We start from the raw sequence: 23,571 nt of genomic DNA, 5'->3' as shown, positions 1-23,571 counted from the left end.
GCGCGGTACCTTCAGGAACCTCAAACGCGGGACCCGAGGCCCCGGGTTCCTGTGTCGGCGGAACGGCGCGGTGACGCCGCTGATAATTCCGCAGGCGGGCCGCGGGGTCAATAGGCGCGTTCGACGCAGAAGTCGATCAGGTCGGTCAGCACCTGCTTGACGGCGCCGTCCGGGAACACCCCCATGGCGTCTTCGGCGGCGCGCCCATAGGTCCGGGCACGCTCAACAGCGTCGCCGAGGGCGTCATGCCGGGTCAACAGGCCGATGGCGCGATCGAGGTCTCCCGGCTTCTGCTCCATGTCGGCGATGGCGCGGCGCCAGAACGCCTGCTCGTCGCGGTCGCCCCGCCGGTAGGCCAGGACCACCGGCAACGTCACCTTGCCGTCGCGGAAATCATCGCCGATGCTCTTGCCGAGCGTCACCTGCGCCGCCGAGTAGTCGAGGACATCGTCGATGAGCTGGAAGGCGATGCCGAAGTTCATGCCGTAGGACCGGAGTGCGGCCGCCTCTGACGGCGGCCGGTCGGCGACGACGGCGCCGATCTCGCAAGCGGCGGCGAACAACTCCGCCGTCTTGGCGCGGATCACGGAGAGGTAGGCGTCCTCGTCGGTATCCAGGTCGCTGGTGGTCAGCAACTGCATGACCTCGCCCTCGGCAATCGTCGACGACGCCGACGACAGGATGCGCAGGACGTCGAGCGAGCCGTCCTCGACCATCAATTCGAACGAGCGGCTGAAGAGGAAATCGCCGACCAGCACGCTCGACTTGTTGCCCCACACCGCGTTGGCCGAGGCAAGACCGCGGCGTAGCGATGAATCGTCGACGACGTCGTCGTGCAACAACGTCGCGGTGTGAATGAATTCGACGCACGTCGCCAGACCGATCTGGCGGCGCCCGCTATAGCCGCAGAGCTTCGCCGCCGCCAGCGTCAGCATCGGCCGCAGCCGCTTGCCGCCGGCCGCGACGACGTGTCCGGCGAGTTGCGGGATCATCTGCACGGGACTATGCATGCGCTCGATGATCGTCTGGTTGACGGCCCTCAGATCATCGGCGACCAGCGCGTCGAGAGCGCTGAGCGACGGCTTGTCCACGCCCTTCCGATCGATGGCCGCAGCGGCGCCCGACGCCTTCCGCCGCGACGTCATCGCCGTCGATCCCCGGTGCTTCCGGTCAATGGTCCTGCCGGCACTCGTCACTCGCCTTGTCGCTGCCTGACATGGGTTGTTCGTGTGGCCTTGGTTGTTCTTGTATTATTGGTTCTTCGTGCTTCGTCGCCGGATGGCCGCTTCACCAGCATGAGCAGTCGCACCCATGAGCATAAGAAGCCGTCCGCGCTTCGGTCAAGCCCCGTACGAGCACCGCGCCGGCTTCACCCGCGCGCGTCGTCATCCACCCGCCTGAAGTGTCCATGGCCACGAGCGGCGACATAGCGGAATCAGCCTTGATCGGGGGCGCCGTGCGCCTGCTGCAGCCGCGGCGGGGGTTCCGGGTGGCCATCGATGCGGTGCTTCTGGCGGCGGCGGTCGCTCCCCGGAGCGGCGACCGGGTGCTTGACGTCGGCGCCGGCAGCGGCGCCGCTGCGCTCTGCCTGGCCTACCGGCAGCAGGACATCACGGTGACCGGGATCGACTGCGACGGCCGGCTTCTGGCGATGGCCGCGGAAAGCGCCCGCCGCAACGGCCTCGATCACTGCGTGTCGTGCGTGGCCGCGGACGTAGCGGCGCCGGCCACCATCGGCAGTCCCACCGCCGTCGCGGCGGGCAGCGCCGATCATGTCATCGACCAACCCGCCGTACAGGACGGCAGGGACCGGACGCACGCCCGCAGATCCGGCCCGGGCCGCGGCCACGGTGGAAACGACCGCCGACCTCGCCGCCTGGATCCGGTTCTGCGTCCGCGTGCTGCGGCCGAAGGGCACGTTGACCGTGATCCACCGCGCCGACCGCCTGGACGCGGTACTGGCCTGCCTGGCGCCTCGCATCGGCGACGTGCGCCTGTATCCGCTGTGGCCCGGCGGCGGCCGTGCGGCGAAGCGGGTCATCATCGCCGGCCGCAAGGGATCGCGCGCGCCGCTGCAGGTGCTGCCGGGACTCTGCCTGCACGGCCCCGACGGACGGTTCACCGCATCGGCGGAGGCAGTGCTGCGCGGGGGCGAAGGACTGGACTTGTGGGGCCGCGCTTGACGCCGGCCGCATGACGCTCGACATAGGGGACACGTGCGAAACCAACGCTCACCACAGACCGCCCCACAGACCGCCCCACGGACCGCCCCACACACTGCCCCACAGGCCGCCATGCCATTGTCGCTCACCTCGATCCTGCCCGGCCGCTTCCGCAAGCGGCGCCCGATCGTCGCCGTCGTTCGGCTGGCCGGCATCATCGGCAGCCTCGGGCCGTTGCGCCGCGGCTTGAGCCTGGCCGGGTTGAGCGGCGCCCTTGAGCGCGCCTTCAAGCTGAAGGGAGCCCGGGCCGTGGCGCTGTCGATCAACTCGCCGGGCGGCTCGCCCGTGCAGTCGTCGCTGATCGCCGGGCGGGTCCGGGCGCTGGCCGAACAGCACCATCTGCCGGTGCTGGCTTTCGTCGAGGACGTCGCCGCCTCGGGCGGGTACTGGCTGGCGACCGCCGCCGACGAGATCTACGCCGACGCCAGTTCCGTCGTCGGCTCCATTGGCGTGGTGTCGGCCGGCTTCGGGTTTCAGGAGGCGCTCGGTCGCCTCGGCATCGAGCGCCGGGTCCACACCGCCGGTGATTATAAGGCCGGGCTCGATCCGTTCCGGCCCGAGCGCGCCGAGGACGTTGCGCACCTCAAGAGTCTCCAGGCCGAGATCCACGAGGCGTTCCGGGCGCAGGTTCGCAACCGGCGGCAAGGTCGATTGGCGGCCGCGGAGGACGAACTGTTCAACGGCCGCTTTTGGACCGGCGCGACGGCGCTGCGGCTGGGGCTCGTCGACGGCCTTGGCGACATCCGCTCGGTGCTGCGGGAGCGCTTCGGCGACGACGTCAAGCTGCGCGTCGTCGGCGACAGCCGGCGGTGGCGGCCGTGGCGGATGGGGACGCCCGGCATCGCCGGGGATGAGGTGTCCGGGCATGCCGAACGCCTCGCCGGCGGATTGATCGCCGCCGTCGAGGAACGGATGCTGTGGAACCGGTTCGGGCTGTAGCGTTCGAAGACGGCTCCCCGGCCCGGCGACCTTGACCCGGAAGCGGGCCGGCCCGTACAACGCCGAATGCTCGGTCTCAGCCTGTCCAAGGTGCTGTTTACGGCGCTTGTCATCCTCGCCGTGTGGTACGGCTACCGCTGGTGGACCCGCGTCGAGAGCCGCCGCAGGGCGGACCTGGAGGCGCGGATGCGGGACGAGATCGGCCGCAGCCGCGGCGGCGCGACCCGACGGCCGGCCGGCCGCGGCGCCGACGAACTGGTGCGCTGCGCCGTCTGCGGGACCTACGTCGCGGCCAGCGTCCCGACCCGCTGTGACCGCGCCGACTGCCCCCATCGGCGCTGACCACCCACCCGATGCGCCGTGAGATGCGCGTGCTGCGCATGTCTCCATCGCCTTGACCGCGCGAAGCCGACGGACGTATGGTCCGCGCGTCCGACCGGCGGCGCAGGATAGGCGCAACCGGTCTTCAGCCTTGCAACGGTTCCATGGCGTCTGCCGGTCCTCCCTTCCAATCCCTGATCCTGTCGCTGCAGACGTTCGGGGGGGCCGGGGGGGGCGCGATCCTGGGCCCTCCGACGTGGGGGGTGGGCGCCGGCACCTTCCATCCGGCGACCACGCTGCGCGCGCTCGGGCCGGAGCCCTGGAACGCGGCCTATGTGCAGCCGTCGCGGCGGCCCAAGGACGGGCGCTACGGCGAGAACCCGAACCGGCTGCAGCACTATTACCAGTTCCAGGTGCTGCTGAAGCCGTCGCCGCCGGACTCCCAGGACTTCTACCTGGAGAGCCTCTACCACCTCGGCATCGACCCCGCCTTGCACGACCTCCGCTTCGTGGAGGACGACTGGGAGAGCCCGACGCTGGGCGCCTGGGGTCTGGGCTGGGAGGTGTGGTGCGACGGCATGGAGGTCACCCAGTTCACCTATTTCCAGCAGGTCGGCGGCATCGAGTGCGATCCGGTGTCGGTGGAGCTGACCTACGGGCTTGAGCGCCTCGCCATGTACATCCAGGGCGTCGAGAACGTCTACGACCTGGACTGGGACGGCCGCGGCACCCGCTACGGCGACGTGTTCCTGCAGGCCGAAAGGGAAGGCTCGGCCTACAACTTCGAGGTCGCCGACACCGAGGCGCTGTTCCGCCACTTCGCCGACGCCGAAAGGGAATGCCGCAACTGCCTCGACGCCGGGGCTGGCGCTGCCGGCCTACGACCAGTGCATCAAGGCGAGCCACCTGTTCAACCTGCTCGACGCGCGCGGCGTGATCAGCGTGGCCGAGCGGCAGGCCTATATCGCCCGCGTGCGCGCGCTGGCCCCGGGTGCGCGGAGGCGTGGCTCGGCGAGGCCGCGCCTGGCGAAGGGCCAGCCGGCGCGATGGCTGAGCTGCTGGCTCGAGCTGCTCTCCGGAGAGATCCCGGCGCGCATGCAGGCGCGGGCGGCCGAGGATCTCGAGCGCCTGGTGTGCGAGGGCCTCGATGACGCCAGCCTGACTTTCACGGCGGCCTGGGCGTTGCGTCACGCCGCGGCGGCTCGCGCTGGTGGTCGGAGGGCTGCCTTCAGCGCAACCGAACGCGACTGAGGAGCGGCGCGGGCCACGGGCCGACGCACCGGACAAGGCGATTGCGGGCTTCCTGAGCGCCGCCGGCGTCGGCCGCGACGCCGGGCGAGAGCGCGGAGACGGGCAAGGGCTCCTGGTTCGCCACGGTCACGCACCAGGGGCGGCGGCCGCCGAGGCGTGCGCCCGTCGCTGGCATCCTGGCCGCGCTCGACGGCCCAAGTCCATGCGCTGGGGCGTTGGGGCGCTGGCTCGCGCTGGGTGCGGCCGCTGCAGGGCGATCCTGTGCCTGTTCGACGGCGCCCTGGTGCCCTGACGTCGTCGCCGGATTCCGACGGCCGGCACCACCCGCGGGCATCGCTTCCTGGCGCCCGAGCCCTTCGCCGTCACCGGCTTCGCCGACTACCGCGACAAGCTGCGGCCTTCGTGATCCTCGACCGCGAGGAGCGGAAGGAAGTGATCTTGAAGCGCGCCCGGACGCTCGCCGTTGCCGAAGGCCTGACGCTCCGCGACGATCCGGGACTGCTGGAAGAAGTCGCGGGGCTCGTCGAGTGGCCGGTGGTGCTGATGGGACGGATCGACGCGGCCTTCATGGACGCTGCCGCCGGAGGTGCTCGTGACCTCGATGCGCGCGCACCAGAAGTACTTTGCGCTCGAAGACCGCAGACGGCCGGCTGGCGCCGCGCTTCGTCGTGGTCGCCAACATCGAGGCGCCCGATGGCGGGGCCGCGATCGTCGCCGGCAACGAGCGCGTGCTGCGCGCGCGGCTGTCGGATGCCGAGTTCTTCTGGGACCAGGACCGCAAGCAGCCGCTGGAGAGCCGGGTCGCCGGCGCTCGGCAACGCATCTTCCATGCCAGGCTGGGCACCGACTGGCCGCGGCGGCCGGCTCGCGCGTCTCGCCGCGACCGCCGCGCGATCCCCGGCGCCGACCGGACCTGGCGGAGCGGGCGGGGCGGCTCTGCAAGGCCGACCTGACGACCGGCATGGTCGGCGAGTTCCCCGAACTGCAAGGGATCATGGGCCGCTACTACGCGCTTCACGACGGCGAGGCGCCGGAGGTGGCGGACGCCATCGGCGCGCACTATGCCCCCCAGGGACCGAGCGACCGCTGCCCGACCGCGCCGGTCGGCGTCGCCGTGGCTTTGGCCGACAAGATCGATACCCTCGTGGGCTTCTTCGGCATCAACGAAAAGCCGACCGGCTCCGGGGATCCCGTTTGCGCTGCGCCGCGCCGCGCTGGGCGTGATCCGGCTGATCGTCGAGAACGGGCTCAGGTGCCCGTTCTGACCGTGTTCGAGCGGCGGCGAGGCGGCCCGCCGCGCAGGGCGCCGGGATCGCCTCCGGCTCGCAGGCCCGCCCGGCTGGTCGCCACCGCTTGGACCTGCTCGACTTCTTTGCGGAGCGGCTGAAACAGCACTTGCGCGATCGCGGCGTTCGCCATGACCTGATCTCCGCGGTGTTCGCCCGCGGCGGCGAGGACGACCTGGTCAGGCTGCTGGCGCGGGTCGACGCGTTAAGAGACTTTCTCAATTCGGACGACGGTGCTAACTTGCTGACCGCATTCAAGCGTGCATCCAACATCGTTCGCATCGAAGAGAAGAAGGACCGGGCCGTTACGACGGTGAGCCGGAGGTCCGAGTTTCGCAAGCGGAGGAAAAAGGCCTGCGCATGCGCTCGGGCGCGGCGCAGAACGGATCGCGCCAGTCTGGCCGGCGAGCGTTCGCGGCGCGATGAGCGTGCTCGCCGGCTGCGGCCGCCGGTCGACGCTTCTTCGACAGGGTGACCGTGAACTGCGAGGACCCGGATCTGCGCGACTGCGGCTGCTGTCGCAAATCCGCCGCGCTCGACCGAGGTCGCCGATTTCTCAGAGATCGAGGGACAGGAGAACTAGGATGACGAAATGGGTCTATACGTTCGGCGACGGCAAGGCCGAGGGCAAGGCCGAGATGAAGAACCTGCTCGGCGGCAAGGGCGCCAACCTCGCCGAGATGGCGAGCCTCGGCCTGCCGGTGCCGCCCGGCTTCACCATCACCACCGAGGCCTGCACCTACTACTACGCCAACGGCCAGCCCTACCCGGCGGACCTGACGGAGCAGGTCGCGAAGCCGCTGCCCGAGGTCGAGGCAGGCTGGGCGGCAAGTTCGGCGCCGCCGAGGGGCCGCTGCTGCTTGTCTCGGTGCGGTCCGGCGCCCGCGCCTCGATGCCGGGAATGATGGACACGGTGCTCAATCTCGGCCTCAACGACAAGACCGTCGAGAACCTGGCCAAGTTGAGCGGCGACGCGCGCTTCGCCTACGACAGCTACCGGCGCTTCATCCAGATGTTTTCGAACGTGGTGCTGGGCGTCGACACCGAGCACTTCGAGGCGCTGCTCGAAAAGCACAAGGAAGAGCACGGCCGCAACCTCGACACCGACATGACCGCCGACGACTGGAAGGCGCTGGTCGCGGACTACAAGGCGGAGGTCGCAGGACCTGGGCAGGCCGTTCCCGCAGGACCCCGAGGAACAGCTCTGGGGCGCCATCGGCGCGGTGTTCGGCAGCTGGATGAACCAGCGCGCCATCACCTATCGCCGCCTGCACGACATCCCCCGAGGACTGGGGCACCGCGGTCAACGTCCAGGCGATGGTGTTCGGCAACATGGGCGACGACTGCGCCACCGGCGTCGCCTTCACCCGCAACCCGTCGACCGGCGAGAACGATCTTCTACGGCGAGTACCTGGTCAACGCCCAGGGCGAGGACGTGGTCGCCGGCATCCGCACGCCGCAGCCCATGAGCCTCGCCGAGAAGAACACCATGGAGTCCGACCTGCCCGCCATGGAGGAGCTTCTTCCGAACCTGTACACGGAGTTGGTTGCCGTTCGCGACAAGCTCGAGAAGCACTACACCGACATGCAGGACATGGAGTTCACCATCCAGCAGAACAAACTCTGGATGCTCCAGACCCGCACCGGCAAGCGCACCGCCCAGGCGGCGCTCAAGATCGCGGTCGACATGGCGGGCGAGGGCCTGATCGACCAGGGAGAGGCGGTGCCGCGTCGACCCCGGCCCGCTCGACCAGCTGCTGCATCCGACGATCGACCCCAGGCGCCGAGGCAGGTGCTGGGCAGGGGCCTGCCGGCCTCGCCGGGCGCGGCCTGGGGCAGGTGGTGTTCACCGCCGACGAGGCCGAGGCCTGGCCGGCAGGGCGAGGCAGGTGATCCTGGTGCGCATCGAGACCAGCCCGGAGGACATCCACGGCATGCATGCGGCCGAGGGCATTCTCACGACGCGCGGCGGCATGACCAGCCACGCGGCGGTGGTCGCCCGCGGCATGGGCACCCCCTGCGTCGCCGGCGCCGGCGAGCTTCGCGTCGATTACAGCGCCAAGACGCTCACCGCCGGCAACACCGTCGTCAACGAAGGCGAGTGGATCACCATCGACGGCGCCACCGGCGAGGTGATGCTGGGCGCCGTGCCGACGGTCCAGCCCGAGCTCTCCGGCGACTTCGGCACGCTGATGGTCTGGGCCGACGAGATCAGGCGCATGAAGGTGCGCGCCAACGCCGAGACGCCGGCGGATGCCCGCACCGCCCGCTCCTTCGGCGCGGAGGGCATCGGCCTGTGCCGCACCGAGCACATGTTCTTCGACGAGGAGCGCATCGTCGCCATGCGGGAGATGATCATGGCGAGCGACGTGGAAGGCCGCAAAGCCGCGCTCGCCAAGCTGCTGCCGATGCAGCGCGCCGACTTCGCCGAGCTGTTCGAGATCATGAAGGGCCTGCCGGTCACGATCCGCCTGCTCGATCCGCCGCTGCACGAGTTCCTGCCGCACAGCGACAACGAGATCGCCGAGGTGGCCAAGGCGGCCGGCACCGATCTCGCCACGGTCAAGGCGCGGGCGGCGCAGCTTCACGAGTCCAACCCGATGCTCGGCCACCGCGGCTGCCGCCTTGGGATCACCTACCCGGAGATCTACGAGATGCAGGCGCGGGCGATCTTCGAGGCGGCCGCCGAGGTGACCGCCGCCGGGGAGACCATCTACCCGGAGGTGATGCTGCCGCTGATCGCCACCAGAGGAGCTCGACCCAGAAGGCGGTCGTCGACCGGGTCGCCAGGAGGTGATGGCGAAGCGGGCGTCAAGCTCGAATACATGGTCGGCACCATGATCGAGCTGCCGCGGGCGGCGCTGGTCGCCGACAAGATCGCCGAGCACGCCGAGTTCTTCAGCTTCGGCACCAACGACCTGACCCAGACCACCTTCGGCCTGTCCCGCGACGACGCCGGCGGCTTCCTGATGCAATATCAGGAACTCGGCGTGCTGCCGTCGGACCCGTTCGTCTCCATCGACCGGGAAGGCGTCGGCGACGGGCCCCCTTGTTTCTTTCCGGCACGGGCGGACAGCCGGGGCGGGTAGATCTCTGCCTGGCCTAGTCCCGATGCAGGCGGAAGATGTAGCTGGTTCCGAAGATACCCATGAGCAGCAGGACGAAGTGGGCGGCAACGAACTCCGGAAACCACATGAACAGGCCGGCGCTGGCGCAGAAGACTGTCGTCCACATCAGCGCCAGCACGGTCATCACCTGGAAGCGATAGGTCTTCGGTAAACCAGAGAGAGGGTTCTTCTCGGGGTTCATCACCGCATCCCAATAACTTGCGATCATCTCCGTTTTCTCCTTGTCAGTCGGGAGCGAATTCGCGATCCACGCGATCAGCTTCCGATCGGTTACTCGCAGCCGGCAGGGTTCCTGCGTCGCATCTTTTTCACCGGACCTTCGACTTCTCCAGAACGGCAAGTCATTCGCTTTACGTGGAAGCGGAGACCGCGGATCAGTGCCGCGTCCCGAGGGTGGCCCGGAAAGGCCGGCACATCCGTCCTCCCGCTAGCGCGGACTCCGATCATTCTGGTTCACAGCCGACACCGGCGGCGTTGGGAGCTCAACACGAAGCGTGCGGCTCAGAAGTTCCTCCGGGAAGGGTGCGCGACCGCCGCCGATCACCCGTCGGTTAAAGGTCTTGATCAGCCGACGGTCGAAGGTGAAGACCGCGTCGGTGGCGAGCGACGAGGCGAGATGCAGCGCATCGGCGGCGTCAAAGCCGCTGTCGATGAGGCTGAGCGCGACGGCAACCTGCTGCGACCCTTCGAAATGCAGATGGGCAATGCCGCCGAGCTTGCGAATTGCCTCAACGATGGCGCGCCTGTCGAAGCCTTACGAGGCCTGTAACACCCACATCAGCTCTAGCACAACCGTCTTGGCGACATAGACGCAGTCGGCATCGGTGAGCAGGTGCTGGGCATCCCGAGCCTGCGCCTCATCGTCATTGACGAGAAAGCGCACGAGGATGTTGGTGTCCACGGCGATCAAGCGCCACTTCCGTCATCGGGCAGACGCCACTCGTTCGCAACAGAACGTGCGACATCCTCGTCCATCTCTTCCACGGTCTTCGCCGGACCGCCGTAGCGGAGGCAGCCGAACACCTCGTTTGCCGCCGCAGGCGGGAAGGGGCATCTCGGCTTCAGCAAGAGGCCTTCCGGCCGATCCTCCACTGTGAATTCCGTCCCGCCCTTCCAGCCGTGGGCGGCGCGGATCGAGCCGGGGATCACGAACTGCCCCCTGCTTGAAAACTTCACCAACCGCATCACGTAGCCTCCGGTAAGAACCCGTAAGACAACACCCCAGCAGTGATCGGTACCGATCTCAACTCGCCGCGCGCCCGCAGTCCCCTCCCGCCACCGCCAGCGCCAGTTGTTCCAACGCGACCTCGGCCAGAGCATGCGAGGCGAGCAGAGCCAGTACGAACAGTCTGTGTAGATTGCGACACCGCCGCCGCGGACACGCCGGCCTTTGCTCATTGCCCGCGGTGGTCTTTGAAGTAGCCGCGGGGCGGGCCGATGTATTGCAGATGGAAGTGTTCCTCCAGGGCGCGCAGCCGGGCCTGCAGGTCTTCGACCTTGGCTTCCAGGGCTCTGATTCTGGCGTCCTTGGCGTCGTCGTCCATCGCTGCGTCGTCCTTTATCACCAGTACCGCATTGCGGCGCGGAACAGGGCGGCCACGTCGTCGGCGTCGACCGGGCGGGGAGCCATGACCAGGAGGCGCTGCTGCGCCATGGTGCCCTTGACCAGCGCCGGGATGTCGCCGTCGTCGTAGCCGAGGGCCGCGATGCCGCTAGGGAGGCCGGTGTCCCGCATCATCGCCACCAGGCACTGCGCGAGCAGCGGCCCGGCCGCCTGCGGGCCGCAGTCGTTCGCGTCGGCCCCGAGCGCCGCCGCCGCCGCCAGGATGCGTTCGGGACAGGCGTCTGCAATGAAGCGGAAGGCCGCCGGGGCGTTGATGACCACCGAGATGCCATGCGGCACCATCGGCGCGGCGTGCTCGTAGCCGCTGGCGGTGTAGGCGTGCTTGAGCCCGGCGACGGCGTACGACATCGCATGCGGGATGTGCACGCCGGCGTTCCCGAACGCGAGGCCGGCCAGGGTGGAGGCGAACATCATCGCGTGCCGGGCCTCGCGGTCGCTGGCGTCGCTGACGGCTCGTACCAGATAGCGGCCGCCGAGGCGGATCGCCTCCATGCTGCCGATGTCGCTGAAGGGGTTGGCGCCCTGATAGGGCGGCCGGGCCTCCGGCGCCGGCGGTCGGTCGCGGCTGGTGTAGGGGCGGGCGGTGTAGGATTCGATGGCGTGGGTGAACACGTCGAAGCCGGTCGCCGCGACCACCCCGGCCGGCAGGCTATGGGTCGTCGTGGGGTCGACCACCGCCATCGTCGGCTTCAGCAGCTTCGACGAAATGCCGGTCTTCACATGCAGCTCGACCATGTCGAACACCGCGACGCCGGTCGTCTCGCTGCCGGTGCCGGACGTGGTCGGGCAGGCGATGTGCGGCTTGAGCGGTCCGGGGATGGGCGTGGCGCGGCCGAGCGGCGCGTTGACGTACGCCAGAAGCTCGTCGGGGTACGTGCTCAGCAGATTCGCCGCCTTGGCGGTATCGATCACCGAGCCGCCGCCGAGGGAGATGAAACCGTCCGCACCGGACTCCCGGGCGAAGGCGGTAGCGTCGAGGAACGAGCGGTCCGTCGGTTCGATGCGCACCCCGTCGAAGCAGGCGACGTCGATGCCGGCCACTTTCAGCGACTGCAGCGCCACCGCCGCCGGCTCCGTCTCCGCCACCACCGCATCGATGAACAGCGCGGCGCGGCGGATGCCGTGGGCGCGGGCGTCGGCGCCCAGTTCCGCCAAGGCGCCGGCGCCGAACTTGATCGCTTGGGGGTTGACCGTGAACGCGAATTCGCCCTCCGGCCGGTGCTCGTAGTAGATCGGGCCCATGCGGTTCGTCCTCCCGATTTCATATGTCTGATCGTTACCCGCTCCATAGTCGCGGCAACCGGGCTGGCACGTCAAAGCCTAACATGGCGGCCGGTTTTTTTCCTGAAGGCCTTGTGAAGGCTGCACGAGTGTGCAAAAACCCCAGCCAAGCCAATTCCAACGAGCGCTTGGGGGACTTCCCAGCATGAAAATCGCCATACCCAAGGAGTGCGCGCCGGGCGAATCCCGGGTCGCCGCTTCGCCCGACATGGTGAAGAAATTCGTCGGCTTCGGTTTCGACGTGGTCGTCGAAACAGGCGCCGGCGACGCGGCGGCCATGCCTAACGCCGAGTACGAGGCGGCGGGCGCCACCATTGCCGCCGACGAGGCATCGGCGCTTCAGGACGCCGACGTGGTGTTCAAGGTGCAGCGCCCGACCATCTCCGGCGACGGCAACGAACTCGCCATGATGAAGCAGGGCGCCGTGTTGGTCGGGCACCTGCAGGCGCTCACCCACCGCGAAGACGTGGACGCTTACGCCAAAGCCGGCATCACCGCCTTCGCCCTGGAACTGATGCCGCGCATCTCCCGCGCCCAGTCCATGGACATCTTGTCGAGCCAGAGCAACCTCGCCGGCTATCGCGCCGTCATCGACGGGGCTTACGAGTTCGGCAAGGCCATGCCGATGATGATGACAGCCGCCGGGACGGTGCCGCCGGCCAAGGTGTTCATCATGGGCGTCGGCGTCGCCGGGCTGCAGGCCATCGCGACTGCCAAGCGCATGGGCGCCGTTGTCACGGCGACGGACGTGCGCCCGGCCACGAAGGAGCAGGTCGCCAGCCTCGGCGGCAAGTTCCTGGAAGTGGATGCGGAAATGGAGAAGAACGCCGAGACCAAGGGCGGCTATGCCAAGGAGATGCCGCCGGAGTATTACGAGAAGCAGAAAAAGGTGGTGGCGGAGCACATCAAGAAGCAGGACATCGTCATCACCACGGCGCTTATTCCGGGCAAGCCGGCGCCGGTGCTGGTGACCGAGGACATGGTCCGGACCATGAAGCCCGGCTCGATCATCGTCGATCTGGCAGTCGAGGCGGGGGGCAACTGCCCCCTGTCCGAGCTTGGCGAGGTCGTCGTCAAGCACGGCGTCAAGCTGGTCGGCCATATCAACGTTCCGGGCCGCCTCGCCAGCGACGCAAGCGCGCTTTACGCCCGCAACATCTTGAATTTCCTCACTCCTCACGTCGACAAGGACAACAAGGCGTTCAAGTTCGACTGGGAGGACGAGACCATCAAGGGGACACTGCTGACCCGCGACGGCAAGGTGGTCAACCCGATGCTGACAGGGGAGGGCTCCTGACCATGGATCCGACCGTTCTCGCCCAGACGGGCTTGGAACAGACGGCGAGACAGATCGCCATCGAAGCCGCGGTGCTCGCCGACCGGGCGGCCGTGTTGGCCCATCAAGCGACCCAGGCGGCTCTCGTGGGTGGGCCGATGGAGGCGCACGGCAGCGGTGATTTTCTCGCGCTGTTCACGGTGTTCGTGCTGGCGATCTTCGTCGGCTTTTACGTTGTGTGGAGCGTCACGCCGGCACTGCATTCGCCGCTGATGGCGGTGACCAACGCCATCTCGTCGGTGATCATCGTCGGCGGCCTGCTCGCAGCCGGACCTGCGCACGTGGACTTCTCGAGCATCATGGGCTTCTTCGCGGTGTTGCTGGCGTCCGTCAACATCTTCGGCGGATTCATCGTCACCCAGCGCATGCTCGGCATGTTCAAGAAAAAAGTGAAGAAGTAGGGAGCGCGGATCTATGGCCGAAACAATAACCGGCTTCGCCTACCTGGTTGCTGCGGTGCTGTTCATCATGGCGCTGCGCGGCCTGAGTTCGCCGGAGTCGGCCCGTATGGGCAACATCTACGGCATCGCCGGCATGACGATTGCCGTGGTCACGACGTTGCTGTCGCCGGAGGTCGTCAACTACTGGCTGCTCGTTCCAGCCATCCTCATCGGCGGCGCCGCCGGCACGGTGATAGCGAGACGCATCCAGATGACGGCGTTGCCGCAGTTGGTCGCGGCGTTCCACAGCCTGGTCGGCTTGGCGGCGGTGATGGTGGCGACGGCCGCCTTTTATAACCCCGGTGCTTACGGCATCGGCATCGCCGGCAACCTTCCCGGCGGCAGCCTCCTCGAGATGTCGTTGGGCACCGCCATCGGCGCCATCACATTTTCCGGCTCGGTGATCGCGTTCCTGAAGCTGCAGGGGCTGATGAGCGGCAACCCGATCGTCTTTCCGATGCAGCACCCGCTGAACGCGGTGGTGGGGGCGGTGATCGTCCTCTGCGTCATCTGGTTCTGCTTCACCGAATCGGCCGGCGCCTACTGGCTCATCGTGTTGCTGGCGTTCGCCATCGGGTTCCTCTTGATCATACCGATCGGCGGCGCCGACATGCCGGTGGTTGTCTCGATGCTGAACTCGTACTCGGGCTGGGCGGCGGCCGGCATCGGATTTACGCTGCAGAACCCGGCGCTGGTGATCACCGGGGCGCTGGTCGGCTCGTCCGGCGCCATCCTCAGCTACATCATGTGCAAGGGCATGAACCGCTCGATCTTCAACGTGCTGCTCGGCGGCTTCGGCGGCGAGGGAGTCGCTTCGGTGGCCGGCGCCACCGGCGAACGCTCGGTCAAGGCCGGCAGCGCCGAAGACGCCGCCTTCATCATGAAGAACGCATCCAAGGTGATCATCATCCCCGGCTACGGGATGGCCGTCGCCCAGGCCCAGCACGCGCTCCGCGAGATGGGAGACTTGCTGAAGGAGGAAGGCGTCGAAGTCAAGTACGCCATCCATCCGGTGGCGGGCCGCATGCCGGGCCACATGAACGTGCTGCTCGCCGAGGCCAACGTGCCGTACGACGAGGTGTTCGAACTGGAGGAGATCAACCACGAGTTTGCCACCGCCGACGTGGCGTTCGTGATCGGCGCCAACGACGTCACCAACCCGCTGGCGCGCACCGATCCCTCCTGCGATATCTACGGCATGCCGATCTTCGACTGCGACAAGGCGGGCTCCACGCTGTTCATCAAGCGCTCGCTGGCGTCCGGCTACGCCGGCGTCGACAATCCGCTCTTCTTCGCCGACAAGACCATGATGCTGCTCGGCGACGCCAAGAAGATGACCGAGGAGATCGTCCAGGCCCTCGGCTGACGATACCGCTCCCGGAAACGTGCGGCCAAGCGGCGGGGGGGTAACGGCTCCCGTCGCAGCGCCGTCTTGTCTCACACCCCGCTGGTTTGCACATCGCGTCAAGGCGCTTGCCGTAGAGGGCGGATGCGGAGCCTCGCCGGCCGCACGACCGAGCGCCGTTGACGCAGAACAAGGTCGCCAAAGTCCTTGTCCACCATCACAAGCAGCCGATTTTGAGACGCTGCAAGTTTAAGTACTCGGGCGTCGTCAGCGGTCTAAACGATGTCCTGCACGAGGGCAACGTCGTGGCCTGCCGCACGGAGGAACTCAGCCAGCCCGGCTTCTACGCATTCGTCCAGGAGAAGACGCACGCCGCGCCGCCTCAGCCGGAGACAACCTCCTCATCGGCGAGGTAATCGGCGGCGAAGGTCTGAGCGGCACGAACGTCATCCGCCGACCAGCGAGGGTGATCCGCAATGATCTCCTCCGGCGTCATCCCGGTGCCGAGCTTACGCAGGACAAGCTCTACCGGAATGCGGGTGCCGCGAATAACGGGCTTGCCCTGTATGATGTTGGGATCGATGTCGATGCGCTTGTGCATGTCCGTCGCCTCGCAGGCCTTGCAGACACCATGATACCCGCGTGCGAATCCGCGTGCCAGTTTATGTTCGCCGAGTAGGCATTGGCGTCTGCAATGGGCGCGACGACTTCAAGTACACCATCGGATCGGCCGCCGGCTCATTCCGTGAGTCCCCGCGGATCGCTCTGTATTCCTGCATTGACCGTGGCGACTGGAAAACATAGAACCATGTTCGTGGTTCGTTGTGGAGGGTGTGTCGTGAAAACGACGGTTGAGCTGCCGGATGATCTTTATCGCCGCGCCAAAGCTGCAGCGGTGCTACGCGGACAAGAGTTCAGGGAGCTGGTCGAGGAGAGCCTGCGCCGCGCCTTGGAAGCGCCTGAGGGCGGAGCCCTCCCGCCGCGGCTCGACAGCCTGATGCGAAAGGCCTGCGGGATCGTCGACTCCGGCATTCCGGACCTCGGCTCGGACCCGGACCATCTTGCAGGGTTCGGACGTGATGGTCGCGGCAATCGTTGACACCGGGCCGCTCGTCGCCTTCCTCGACCGGCGTGAGCAACATCACCGGTGGGTCGTCGAGCGGATCGCCGAGATCGAGGCGCTGCTGCTTGTGTGCGAACCGGTTCTGGCGGAAACCATGTACTTGCTGGCAAGCCTGTCGAAAGCTCAGGACGCAGTATTCGCCCTACTCGGAACGGCGCTCTGCAGATCGCCTTCCGGATCGCGGAACACGCCGCTGATCTTCACGCCATGCACAGCAAATACCGCGATCGACCCATGTCGCTCGCCGACGCTGTATCGTGCGCATGGCCGAGCTCAACGCGCGTCACCGCATCTTCACGCTCGATTTCGACTTCACGATCTACCGAAAGCACACCAGCGAGCCGTTGGCGCTGATTCACCTGGCGGCTTCCTAGCGTCGCAGCTGGATCGGACTCCTAAACGGGGGAGTCGAAGCAGCGCCGAAAACCGACACCGCACCACTACGACGAACTAATTGTAACTAACCGCCACGACCTGTAGCGCGCAGAACAAGGCGCAGGAAGCCGAACATCCGGTGAAACAGGTGCTCCACCTGTTCCAGAGTCTCGATTGGTTCCTGAGATGTCTCAGAATGGCGGATGCGCAAGCTGTTGCCAATATTCGTCAGCGCTTTGGCTTCTTCTCCGAGAAACGTGCGAAACTTTCGAGCCTGTGCCGCGGCGTCGAGAACACGATCGGCCTGTTCTTTTTTGTTCGTACCAGTTTCCAGCGTCTTGATCCGCTCGAAGGCGTCCCAGAGCTTCTCCAGGGCGTCACGGCGGTCTGCATCGCGCGGCGAGAGAATGTCGTGCCTCGCAGCTTCGAGAAGCCGGTCCGTCTCATCATCGCCCGTATGAAAAACGGCCTGGCGCAACTCCTCCCTCAAGCCGGGCGAAGCTAGCCTCCGCGCATAGCCCTCATCGGTCAGCTCGAAACCGATGCCGTTTCGCTCAAACAGCCGGTTCACCTCGGCGATGAAGTCGGCCAACCCCGCAGTGCGGTCGAAGCTCAGATGGTGGTGCCCAAAAAACTGATGAAAGTCTCTCTTGATGGGCCGAACGACGGCCTGCGCACAGAATTCCAGAAAGTCAAGGATGACAGGCGTATCAAGCAAATCAACCGAGCGAAGGTCGTCAGGAAGCTCTTTGATTTCACCCCTCGCGACACTCCAGAAAGCGCTCCTGTTGGTACCGCACGGAATGTGCCCGTCGGGGCAATGCTCGGGAAACCGCTCGCCGAACGAACCACGTATGATCTCTATGTTGATCTGTTCGCGCAGCGCGCCCCACAGACGCGCGCAGATAACCTCGCTCGGGCAAGGACGCGGCCCATTTTCACGATCACTAAAATACGCTTCGGCCATCTCATGAGGTCTAAGATCGCGCGATAGCCTCATCTTTAAGATGCAGCGATCTCAGTTTCAAGTTCGCGCCACCAGTGAATGAAGATAGGCCTCATGCAGGCCGGGCATTGCGTTCCAACAGTGACGCTTGGTAACGAGGAGAAATCTATGGATCAGCGCATAGCTAGCCCGTCTTATTCATGACGCCGGCCGGGCGCGGGGTTTTTGAGCCGAGTTGGCTGATGGAACGAGCTTGGGCCTTCGGGTTTTTTTCCCGTTGTCGTTCGACTGGATTTGATGTTGGTCTGGCGGTTTCCGGGAGGGGTTTTGGCGGGGCGGTTGCGGCCCCGATGCTCAGGGTCCGGCGAGCGAGGTAGCGAGGTGTCGGAACAGCGGCGCCTCGGGACAGGCTGCGGCGAAGGCGAGGCGGACGCGCGACGTGGTCTCGATGACGCGGGCGCCGGTTTTGAGGAGCTTCAGGCGCAGGGGTGGCGAACTCGGCGACGGCCAGCGCATGCGCCTTCGGGATGGCGTCGCGCAGCCTGAGCATCAGCCAGTAGGCGGCGGTATGGAGAACGAGGCGGACCTGGTTGGCCAGCGGCGCGCGGCAGCTGGTACGATCGGACGCGAGTTGGGTCTTGTGCAGCTTGATCAGGTTTTCGGCTTGGCCGCGGGCGCAGTAGAGGACCTCGTAGACGTGCTCGGCCGTGCCTGCGGCGAGGCTGGTGACGACGAAGCGGACATCGAGGCCGAGCTTGGTGGCTTCGATGCGGGCGCAGGCCCGGCGTTCGCGTTTCCACGACCTGGCCCGGTAACGGGTTTCGGCGAAGCCGCGCAGACAGGGTTGTTCTCCAGCGCGTCGGGTGCGGATGTCGTCGGCGGCTTCGTCGACAAGACGGTCGAGCACCCTGTTGCCCGGCAGGCCGAAGAGGTAGTCGACACCGTTCGCCTCGCACCAGTCCATCACCTCGGACCGGCCATAGTGGCTGTCGCCGCGGATGGTGATGCGGGTGATGGGCCAGCGGCGGCGGATGTGGCGGACGAGCCGGCGCAGATGGCCGCGGATCTCCTTGCCGGATGGCGTCCTGCCGGGGCGGAGGATCATCGCCACCGGACGGCCGGTCGCCGTATCGTAAACGTGGATCGGCAGAAAGCAGCGCTCGTCGTAGTGGGCGTTGAACAGCGACAGCTGCTGATGGCCGTGGACGACGTCGCAGGTGTCGTCGATGTCGAGCGTCACCGCGGCGGGCGGCGCCGGGTAGCTGGCGAGCCACAGATCGAGCAAGACCCGACCGAGCCGGATGACGCTGCGCAGGTCGGGCGCGTTCTCCCAGCGGGACATCGTCGGCTGCGAGCACAGGTCCCGGCCGCTGTCCGGCAGCCGGCCGCAGGCGAGCTTGAATGCCGGATCGGAGCGCAGGCTGTCCAGGTCGTCGGCGTCCTCGTAGCCGCAGGCGATGGCGAAGATGCGCGCCCGCAGGATGTCGGCGAGCGGATGAATGACCCGGCTGGCGTCGCGGCCGTCCGGGATCGCGGCGGCGAGCTTCGCGGCAATGCCAAGCCGTCGCTCGGCTTCGGCCAGCAGCATCACCCGCCGTCAGACGTGATCCGCCCGCCGTCGAACGCGGCGATGACTTTCTTGCTCTGGGCGGCTGGAAACGCGAACGGCAGGGTCGTATCGTCGGTCATGGCGGATGTGGCCGGCCCAAATGTCGTCGAAGGACTGGTGTCAGCAACCAAATCCTACGCCACATCAACCGCTTACGCTACATCCGCCAGCCCCTGAAAAGGGGCGTCATGAATAAGACGGGTTAGGTGGTCAGATATATGGCTCGAGCAGGGGAACGGAAGACACCCGGGTTTCAGATAAGCGTTCCGCAAAGTAATCTCAAGGAGATCGTCGCGCCAGTCCTCGAACTCGCGGAAGTTGCGGTCGAGACTTCGGACGACGCCGCGGCTGATCCACAGCGTCGCGCGCGCCAGGTCTTCCAGAAACCGCCGGTCGTGGCTGATGGTAACCAGGGCCGAGCGGCCGCCCGCCGCCGTCATCTCCAGCCACTCGATCGCAGCGAGATCGAGATGGTTGGTCGGCTCGTCGAGCAGCAGGATGTCGTGCTCGGGGGCGAGGTCGCGTGCGAGGGCGGCGCGCCTCGCCTCGCCGCCCGAGAGCGTGGCCGGATCCTCGTTGCCTTCAAGGCCGGGTTGTTCGAGCAGATGGCGGGCGCGGTGCGGATCGTCGCCGGGCGCGAGACCGGCTTCCACATAGGCGAGGGTCGTCTCGTGCCCGGCAAGGTTCGGTTCCTGCGGCAGGTATCGTATGGTCGCGCCTGGCTGAACGAAGCGCTCGCCGCGGTCGGCCGCGATCAGCCCCGCATTGACCTTGAGCAGCGTGGACTTGCCCGAGCCGTTGCGCCCGACCAGACACAGCCGGTCACCCTTGACTACGGACATCTCGACTCCGTCGAGCAGCGGCTTGCCGCCAAAGGTGACGAGGATGTCGTTCAGCCGGAGAAGCGGAGGGGCCTTGCCCCGCGCATCTAGTTCCCTTGAGCGGACGCAAGCGTCCGATCGCGCGGCATCGGCTCGGGGAGTGTGCGATGGTCCGCCGCGCGCCCTCCGTTCGAGTGCGCCGCAGCCTGTCCCGAGGCGCCGCTGCTCCGACACTTCGCTACCTCGCTCGCCGGACCCTGAGCATCGGGGCCGCAACCCCCCGCCAAAGACCCTCCCGGAACCGCCAGACCGACATCAAATCCAGTCGAACGACAACGGGAAAGAGCCTGAAGGCCCAAGCTCGTTCCATCAGCCGCTCGGCTCGAAAACCCATCGCCCGCCCGGCGTCATGAATAAGACGGGCTAAATCGGCGTAGACCCCAGCTTTCGGAGAAACGAGCCAAACAGAGAAAGCCGAGGGGCCTCTGTCGGCAGTGCAGTACTCACCCGCGAGGGCAAGCCACTTTTAAACCGCACGTTTTTCTCGCACTCGCCGGGATGGAGGAAAAGCTCCGGGCATTGCGACTGGCGGATGGGGAGGGATTCGAACCCTCGATGGGCTTTTGACCCATACTCCCTTAGCAGGGGAGCGCCTTCAGCCGCTCGGCCACCCATCCGGAAACGTTAAATCCGCCCGCGCCCGTCCGCTGATCGGGAGCGCCGGACGATGCGCCCTACAAAACCCCTAAGCGGCATCGGAATCAAGGGTCTTTGGCGATGGCTGTGCAGACGACGCCGCCGGTGAGCCGCGCCAGTTCGTTCAAGCTGGTTGCGAACACGCATTGCGGGTGGCCGGCAGCGGCGTAGACGGTGGCGAAGCGGCCGAGGCTGGCGTCGATGGCGGTCGGCAGCGGATGCGCGAGACCGACCGGGGAGACGCCGCCGATGGCGAATCCGGTTGCTGCGCGCACGGTGTCGGCGTTGGCCCGCCGGACTTTGCCGTCGATCCCGAGAGCGGCGGGCAGGGCGCGCTCCACGCAGCGGCGATTGCCAGCAATCAACGCCATGACCGGCCGGACGCCGATCACGAACACCAGCGACTTGACGATGGCGCCGAGGTCGCAGCGGATGGCGGCGGCGGCGTCCTCGGCGCTGCGGGCGGTGGCGGCGAGCGCGATGACGTGCGCCGGCGACCCGGCCGCCGCCAGCGCGTCCCGCACGCGCCGCACCGAATCGCGGCTGAGAACACCGATGCTATCCATGCTTCCGGATCCCGTTATACTCGGCACCACCGATTCACGCCCTGAATATGCGCCTCGCCATGAACCGCTTGACCAGGACAGCGTTCGATCTCTACCAGGGGCGCAGCCGCCACGCGAGACGGTTCCGCCTCGGGCTTCTCACCTTCGACCTGTTCATCATCGCGTTCTTCATTGTGGCGTCCATGTTCCCCCCGGGGCCGTGGATCTGGGCGATCGACGGTGTCATCGCGCTGTTGCTGATCCTCGACTTCGCTGCCCGCTTCACCATCGCCCGCAGCAAGGGCCGGTTTTTCACGGACCTCACCACCCTCGCCGACATCGTCGTCATCGCGACGCTGCTGGTGGCGGCGTTCATCGACAATTGGGCGTTTCTCAGGGTGCTGCGGGCGCTGCGCCTGCTGCGCTCCTACCACGTGCTCCGCGATCTCCGCGAGCGGTTCGCGTTCTTCAAAGCCAACGAAGGGATCATCGTCTCGACGGTCAACCTTTTCGTGTTCATTTTCATGGTGACCGCGTTCGTCTACGTGCTGGAGGCCGGCGTCAATTCGGAGATCAACACTTACGTCGACGCGCTTTATTTCACGGTAACCACGCTCACCACCACCGGCTTCGGCGACATCACGCTGGAAGGGTCGGTCGGGCGGATGCTGGCGGTGGTGATCATGATCGTCGGCGTCGGCCTCTTCCTCCGGCTGATACAGACCATCTTCCGCCCCAACAAGGTGCGCTATCCCTGTCCCGACTGCGGCCTCAGCCGCCACGACTCGGACGCCGTGCACTGCAAACACTGCGGCCGCACCCTCCACATCGAAACCGAGGGCGACTGACGGCTGGCGCTTATGCTTGCCACGTGCGGAAACGAAAACGGCGGCGCCGCAGCGCCGCAAATCATCGGGCTCGGGAGCCGCTTGTGGTGCTTTCCGACGGCCCGCGTGTTGGATTGGGCGCCGGCTCCGGATGCGGGCCTCTGCGAACGCCGTCAAGCTCTTAACGAAGCCTTCATCGCCGCGCGGTAGGAAGGGCGGGTTGCTCATGGCGTCGCGTTGGCGCCTGGGTGATCTGGATCACACGACGCCGCGGCGGCCGGTGCTACTAGTGGCATTCGCGCCGGCCAAGACGGCTGAAACGGGGCTTCTATGACAGTCGTTCCTTTCAACGCGAAATGCTTGACGGACGCCGATGTGCAGGCGGTGCGGCCGCGCATCCTGAGGATGATCCAGAGCGGCGTCGCCGATCGCTGGAACCTGGACATGTCGTACGACGGCTACACGGCGATCACCGTGCTCGGCCGGCGGGACGACGTGCTGTTCTCGATCACCAAAGACCGCGGCGCCTACCGGGTCGCCGACCCCGTGGACCGGCAGATCGTTCAGACCCGCCGCCTGGAAAACGTCCTCGCCAGCCTGCCGTAAGAGGGATGTCCGCAGGCGAGCCGGATGGAGTGCTCTCTGATCAGGCGCGCATCAGGGGTTTGTACTTGATGCGGTGGGGCTGGTCGGCTTCGTCGCCGAGGCGGCGTTTTCGGTCGACTTCATAGTCCTGGTAGTTGCCTTCGAACCATGTCGTCTGGCTCATGCCCTCAAAGGCGAGGATGTGGGTGGCGATGCGGTCGAGGAACCAGCGATCGTGGCTGATGACCACCGCGCAGCCGGCGAAGTCGATCAGGGCGTCTTCAAGGGCGCGCAGGGTTTCCACGTCTAGGTCGTTGGTGGGCTCGTCGAGCAACAGTACGTTGGCCCCGGATTTCAGCATCTTGGCCAGATGAACGCGGTTGCGCTCGCCGCCGGAAAGGTCGCCGACCCGCTTCTGCTGGTCCGGCCCGCGGAACGCGAACTGGGCGACGTAGGCGCGGCTCTGCATCTTGCGCTTGCCGAGTTCCACTTCGTCGCGGCCCTCGGCGATCTCCTGCCAGACCGTGCTGTCAGGGTCCAGCGCGTCTCGCGATTGATCGACGTAACCGAGCACCGCCGTCTCGCCGATCTTCAGCGTGCCGCCGTCCGGCTTCTCCTGACCTGTGATCAGCCGGAAGAGGGTGGTCTTGCCGGCGCCGTTGGGGCCGATGATGCCAACGATGCCGCCGGGCGGCAGACGGAAGCTCACGTCATCGAACAACAGGTTGTTGCCGTAGGCCTTGCGCAGACCATCGGCCTCGATTACGAGGCTGCCGAGGCGCGGGCCGGGAGGAATGACGATCTGCGCCGAGCCCAACGGTTTGTCGCGGGCTTCGGCCAGCATCGTCTCGTAGGCGGCGATGCGCGCCTT

The 23,571-nt window shown here is 66.9% G+C and carries 21 protein-coding genes, 1 tRNA gene and 6 pseudogenes; 14 read left to right on the top strand and 14 right to left on the bottom strand.

The genetic code is table 11. The features are described from left to right. Positions 1-107: 107 nt before the first annotated feature. Positions 108-1,145 carry a polyprenyl synthetase family protein gene (locus tag IPM60_00140; GenBank protein ID MBK8906357.1) on the bottom strand — a complete coding sequence of 346 codons (1,038 nt, stop codon included), beginning with the start codon at positions 1,143-1,145 and terminating at the stop codon, positions 108-110. Between the two features lie 263 nt (positions 1,146-1,408). Here IPM60_00140 and IPM60_00135 point away from each other — a divergent pair. The 6 genes and pseudogenes from IPM60_00135 (at position 1,409) to IPM60_00110 (ending at position 9,108) form a co-directional block, all read left to right on the top strand. Next, positions 1,409-2,183: pseudogene (locus IPM60_00135) on the top strand (methyltransferase). A 111-nt stretch (positions 2,184-2,294) separates the two neighbouring features. Next, positions 2,295-3,161, top strand: coding sequence for a S49 family peptidase (locus IPM60_00130; protein MBK8906356.1), 867 nt, complete (start codon positions 2,295-2,297; stop codon positions 3,159-3,161). A 66-nt stretch (positions 3,162-3,227) separates the two neighbouring features. After that, entirely contained in the window at positions 3,228-3,503 is a 276-nt protein-coding gene (locus tag IPM60_00125; protein MBK8906355.1) for a hypothetical protein, read from the top strand. Positions 3,504-3,646: 143 nt separating this feature from the next. After that, positions 3,647-4,633, top strand: a pseudogene (locus IPM60_00120) (glycine--tRNA ligase subunit alpha). After that, a pseudogene (locus IPM60_00115) lies at positions 4,578-6,602 on the top strand (glycine--tRNA ligase subunit beta). Before IPM60_00120 ends, IPM60_00115 begins: the two co-directional pseudogenes overlap by 56 nt. A 1-nt stretch (position 6,603) precedes the next feature. Further along, positions 6,604-9,108, top strand: a pseudogene (locus tag IPM60_00110) (pyruvate, phosphate dikinase). 13 nt (positions 9,109-9,121) lie between these two features. Here the strand turns inward: IPM60_00110 and IPM60_00105 are convergent. Next, positions 9,122-9,355, bottom strand: a complete 234-nt coding sequence (locus IPM60_00105) for a hypothetical protein (protein MBK8906354.1) — start codon at positions 9,353-9,355, stop codon at positions 9,122-9,124. A gap of 408 nt (positions 9,356-9,763) precedes the next feature. Here IPM60_00105 and IPM60_00100 point away from each other — a divergent pair, with 408 nt between their 5' ends. Beyond that, complete coding sequence (locus tag IPM60_00100) at positions 9,764-9,916, top strand: hypothetical protein (GenBank protein MBK8906353.1); 153 nt, start codon at positions 9,764-9,766, stop codon at positions 9,914-9,916. Here the strand turns inward: IPM60_00100 and IPM60_00095 are convergent. The 4 genes from IPM60_00095 to IPM60_00080 all read right to left on the bottom strand — a co-directional run bounded on the left by IPM60_00095 (position 9,902) and on the right by IPM60_00080 (position 12,013). Then, positions 9,902-10,057 carry a PIN domain-containing protein gene (locus IPM60_00095; protein MBK8906352.1) on the bottom strand — a complete coding sequence of 52 codons (156 nt, stop codon included), beginning with the start codon at positions 10,055-10,057 and terminating at the stop codon, positions 9,902-9,904. The genes IPM60_00100 and IPM60_00095 overlap by 15 nt on opposite strands. Continuing rightward, on the bottom strand, positions 10,054-10,332 hold the full coding sequence (locus IPM60_00090) for an AbrB/MazE/SpoVT family DNA-binding domain-containing protein (protein ID MBK8906351.1): 279 nt from the start codon (positions 10,330-10,332) through the stop codon (positions 10,054-10,056). Before IPM60_00090 ends, IPM60_00095 begins: the two co-directional genes overlap by 4 nt. 209 nt (positions 10,333-10,541) lie before the next feature. Continuing rightward, entirely contained in the window at positions 10,542-10,691 is a 150-nt protein-coding gene (locus IPM60_00085) for a hypothetical protein (protein MBK8906350.1), read from the bottom strand. Positions 10,692-10,708: 17 nt separating this feature from the next. Continuing rightward, complete coding sequence (locus tag IPM60_00080; protein ID MBK8906349.1) at positions 10,709-12,013, bottom strand: iron-containing alcohol dehydrogenase; 1,305 nt, start codon at positions 12,011-12,013, stop codon at positions 10,709-10,711. Positions 12,014-12,197: 184 nt separating this feature from the next. Between IPM60_00080 and IPM60_00075 the strand changes: the two genes are divergently transcribed. Genes IPM60_00075 through IPM60_00065 form a run of 3 tightly spaced genes read left to right on the top strand, consistent with a single transcriptional unit; the run spans position 12,198 to position 15,194 of the window. Further along, complete coding sequence (locus IPM60_00075) at positions 12,198-13,349, top strand: Re/Si-specific NAD(P)(+) transhydrogenase subunit alpha (GenBank protein ID MBK8906348.1); 1,152 nt, start codon at positions 12,198-12,200, stop codon at positions 13,347-13,349. Positions 13,350-13,351: 2 nt separating this feature from the next. Next, entirely contained in the window at positions 13,352-13,789 is a 438-nt protein-coding gene (locus IPM60_00070; protein ID MBK8906347.1) for an NAD(P) transhydrogenase subunit alpha, read from the top strand. 13 nt (positions 13,790-13,802) lie between these two features. Then, positions 13,803-15,194: an NAD(P)(+) transhydrogenase (Re/Si-specific) subunit beta gene (locus IPM60_00065; protein ID MBK8906346.1), complete on the top strand. Its 1,392-nt coding sequence runs from the start codon at positions 13,803-13,805 to the stop codon at positions 15,192-15,194. A 98-nt stretch (positions 15,195-15,292) separates the two neighbouring features. Here the strand turns inward: IPM60_00065 and IPM60_00060 are convergent. Further along, positions 15,293-15,445 (bottom strand): annotated as a pseudogene (locus IPM60_00060) (DUF5615 family PIN-like protein). Positions 15,446-15,555: 110 nt separating this feature from the next. Further along, positions 15,556-15,774 carry a DUF433 domain-containing protein gene (locus IPM60_00055; GenBank protein MBK8906345.1) on the bottom strand — a complete coding sequence of 73 codons (219 nt, stop codon included), beginning with the start codon at positions 15,772-15,774 and terminating at the stop codon, positions 15,556-15,558. A 237-nt stretch (positions 15,775-16,011) separates the two neighbouring features. Here IPM60_00055 and IPM60_00050 point away from each other — a divergent pair, with 237 nt between their 5' ends. Both IPM60_00050 and IPM60_00045 read left to right on the top strand, forming a co-directional pair. Further along, positions 16,012-16,272: a hypothetical protein gene (locus IPM60_00050; GenBank protein MBK8906344.1), complete on the top strand. Its 261-nt coding sequence runs from the start codon at positions 16,012-16,014 to the stop codon at positions 16,270-16,272. Beyond that, positions 16,253-16,750, top strand: a complete 498-nt coding sequence (locus IPM60_00045) for a PIN domain-containing protein (GenBank protein MBK8906343.1) — start codon at positions 16,253-16,255, stop codon at positions 16,748-16,750. Before IPM60_00050 ends, IPM60_00045 begins: the two co-directional genes overlap by 20 nt. 6 nt (positions 16,751-16,756) lie before the next feature. Here IPM60_00045 and IPM60_00040 read toward each other — a convergent pair whose 3' ends face one another. From IPM60_00040 to IPM60_00020, 5 genes and pseudogenes are all read right to left on the bottom strand, one after another. Further along, positions 16,757-17,425 carry a hypothetical protein gene (locus tag IPM60_00040; protein MBK8906342.1) on the bottom strand — a complete coding sequence of 223 codons (669 nt, stop codon included), beginning with the start codon at positions 17,423-17,425 and terminating at the stop codon, positions 16,757-16,759. A gap of 546 nt (positions 17,426-17,971) precedes the next feature. Beyond that, positions 17,972-19,306: pseudogene (locus IPM60_00035) on the bottom strand (IS1380 family transposase). A 72-nt stretch (positions 19,307-19,378) separates the two neighbouring features. Then, complete coding sequence (locus tag IPM60_00030) at positions 19,379-20,068, bottom strand: ABC-F family ATP-binding cassette domain-containing protein (GenBank protein ID MBK8906341.1); 690 nt, start codon at positions 20,066-20,068, stop codon at positions 19,379-19,381. Between the two features lie 565 nt (positions 20,069-20,633). Then, positions 20,634-20,724: transfer RNA gene (locus tag IPM60_00025), tRNA-Ser, on the bottom strand. Between the two features lie 84 nt (positions 20,725-20,808). Then, positions 20,809-21,309 carry a YbaK/EbsC family protein gene (locus tag IPM60_00020; protein ID MBK8906340.1) on the bottom strand — a complete coding sequence of 167 codons (501 nt, stop codon included), beginning with the start codon at positions 21,307-21,309 and terminating at the stop codon, positions 20,809-20,811. A gap of 59 nt (positions 21,310-21,368) precedes the next feature. Here IPM60_00020 and IPM60_00015 point away from each other — a divergent pair, with 59 nt between their 5' ends. Continuing rightward, positions 21,369-22,136: a two pore domain potassium channel family protein gene (locus IPM60_00015; GenBank protein ID MBK8906339.1), complete on the top strand. Its 768-nt coding sequence runs from the start codon at positions 21,369-21,371 to the stop codon at positions 22,134-22,136. Between the two features lie 339 nt (positions 22,137-22,475). Then, a complete protein-coding gene (locus tag IPM60_00010) occupies positions 22,476-22,721 on the top strand; it encodes a hypothetical protein (protein MBK8906338.1) in 246 nt (81 codons plus the stop codon). A gap of 40 nt (positions 22,722-22,761) precedes the next feature. On the opposite strand, the gene IPM60_00005 is transcribed toward IPM60_00010, so the two are convergent. After that, a partial coding sequence (locus IPM60_00005) for an ATP-binding cassette domain-containing protein (protein ID MBK8906337.1) occupies positions 22,762-23,571 on the bottom strand: 810 nt, incomplete at its 5' end.

The organism is Rhodospirillales bacterium (assembly GCA_016710335.1).
Lineage (GTDB): Bacteria > Pseudomonadota > Alphaproteobacteria > Rhodospirillales > Defluviicoccaceae > JADJXQ01.
Note: the sequence above shows the minus strand (reverse complement) of the source record. Positions and strands in the feature narration are given on the sequence as shown.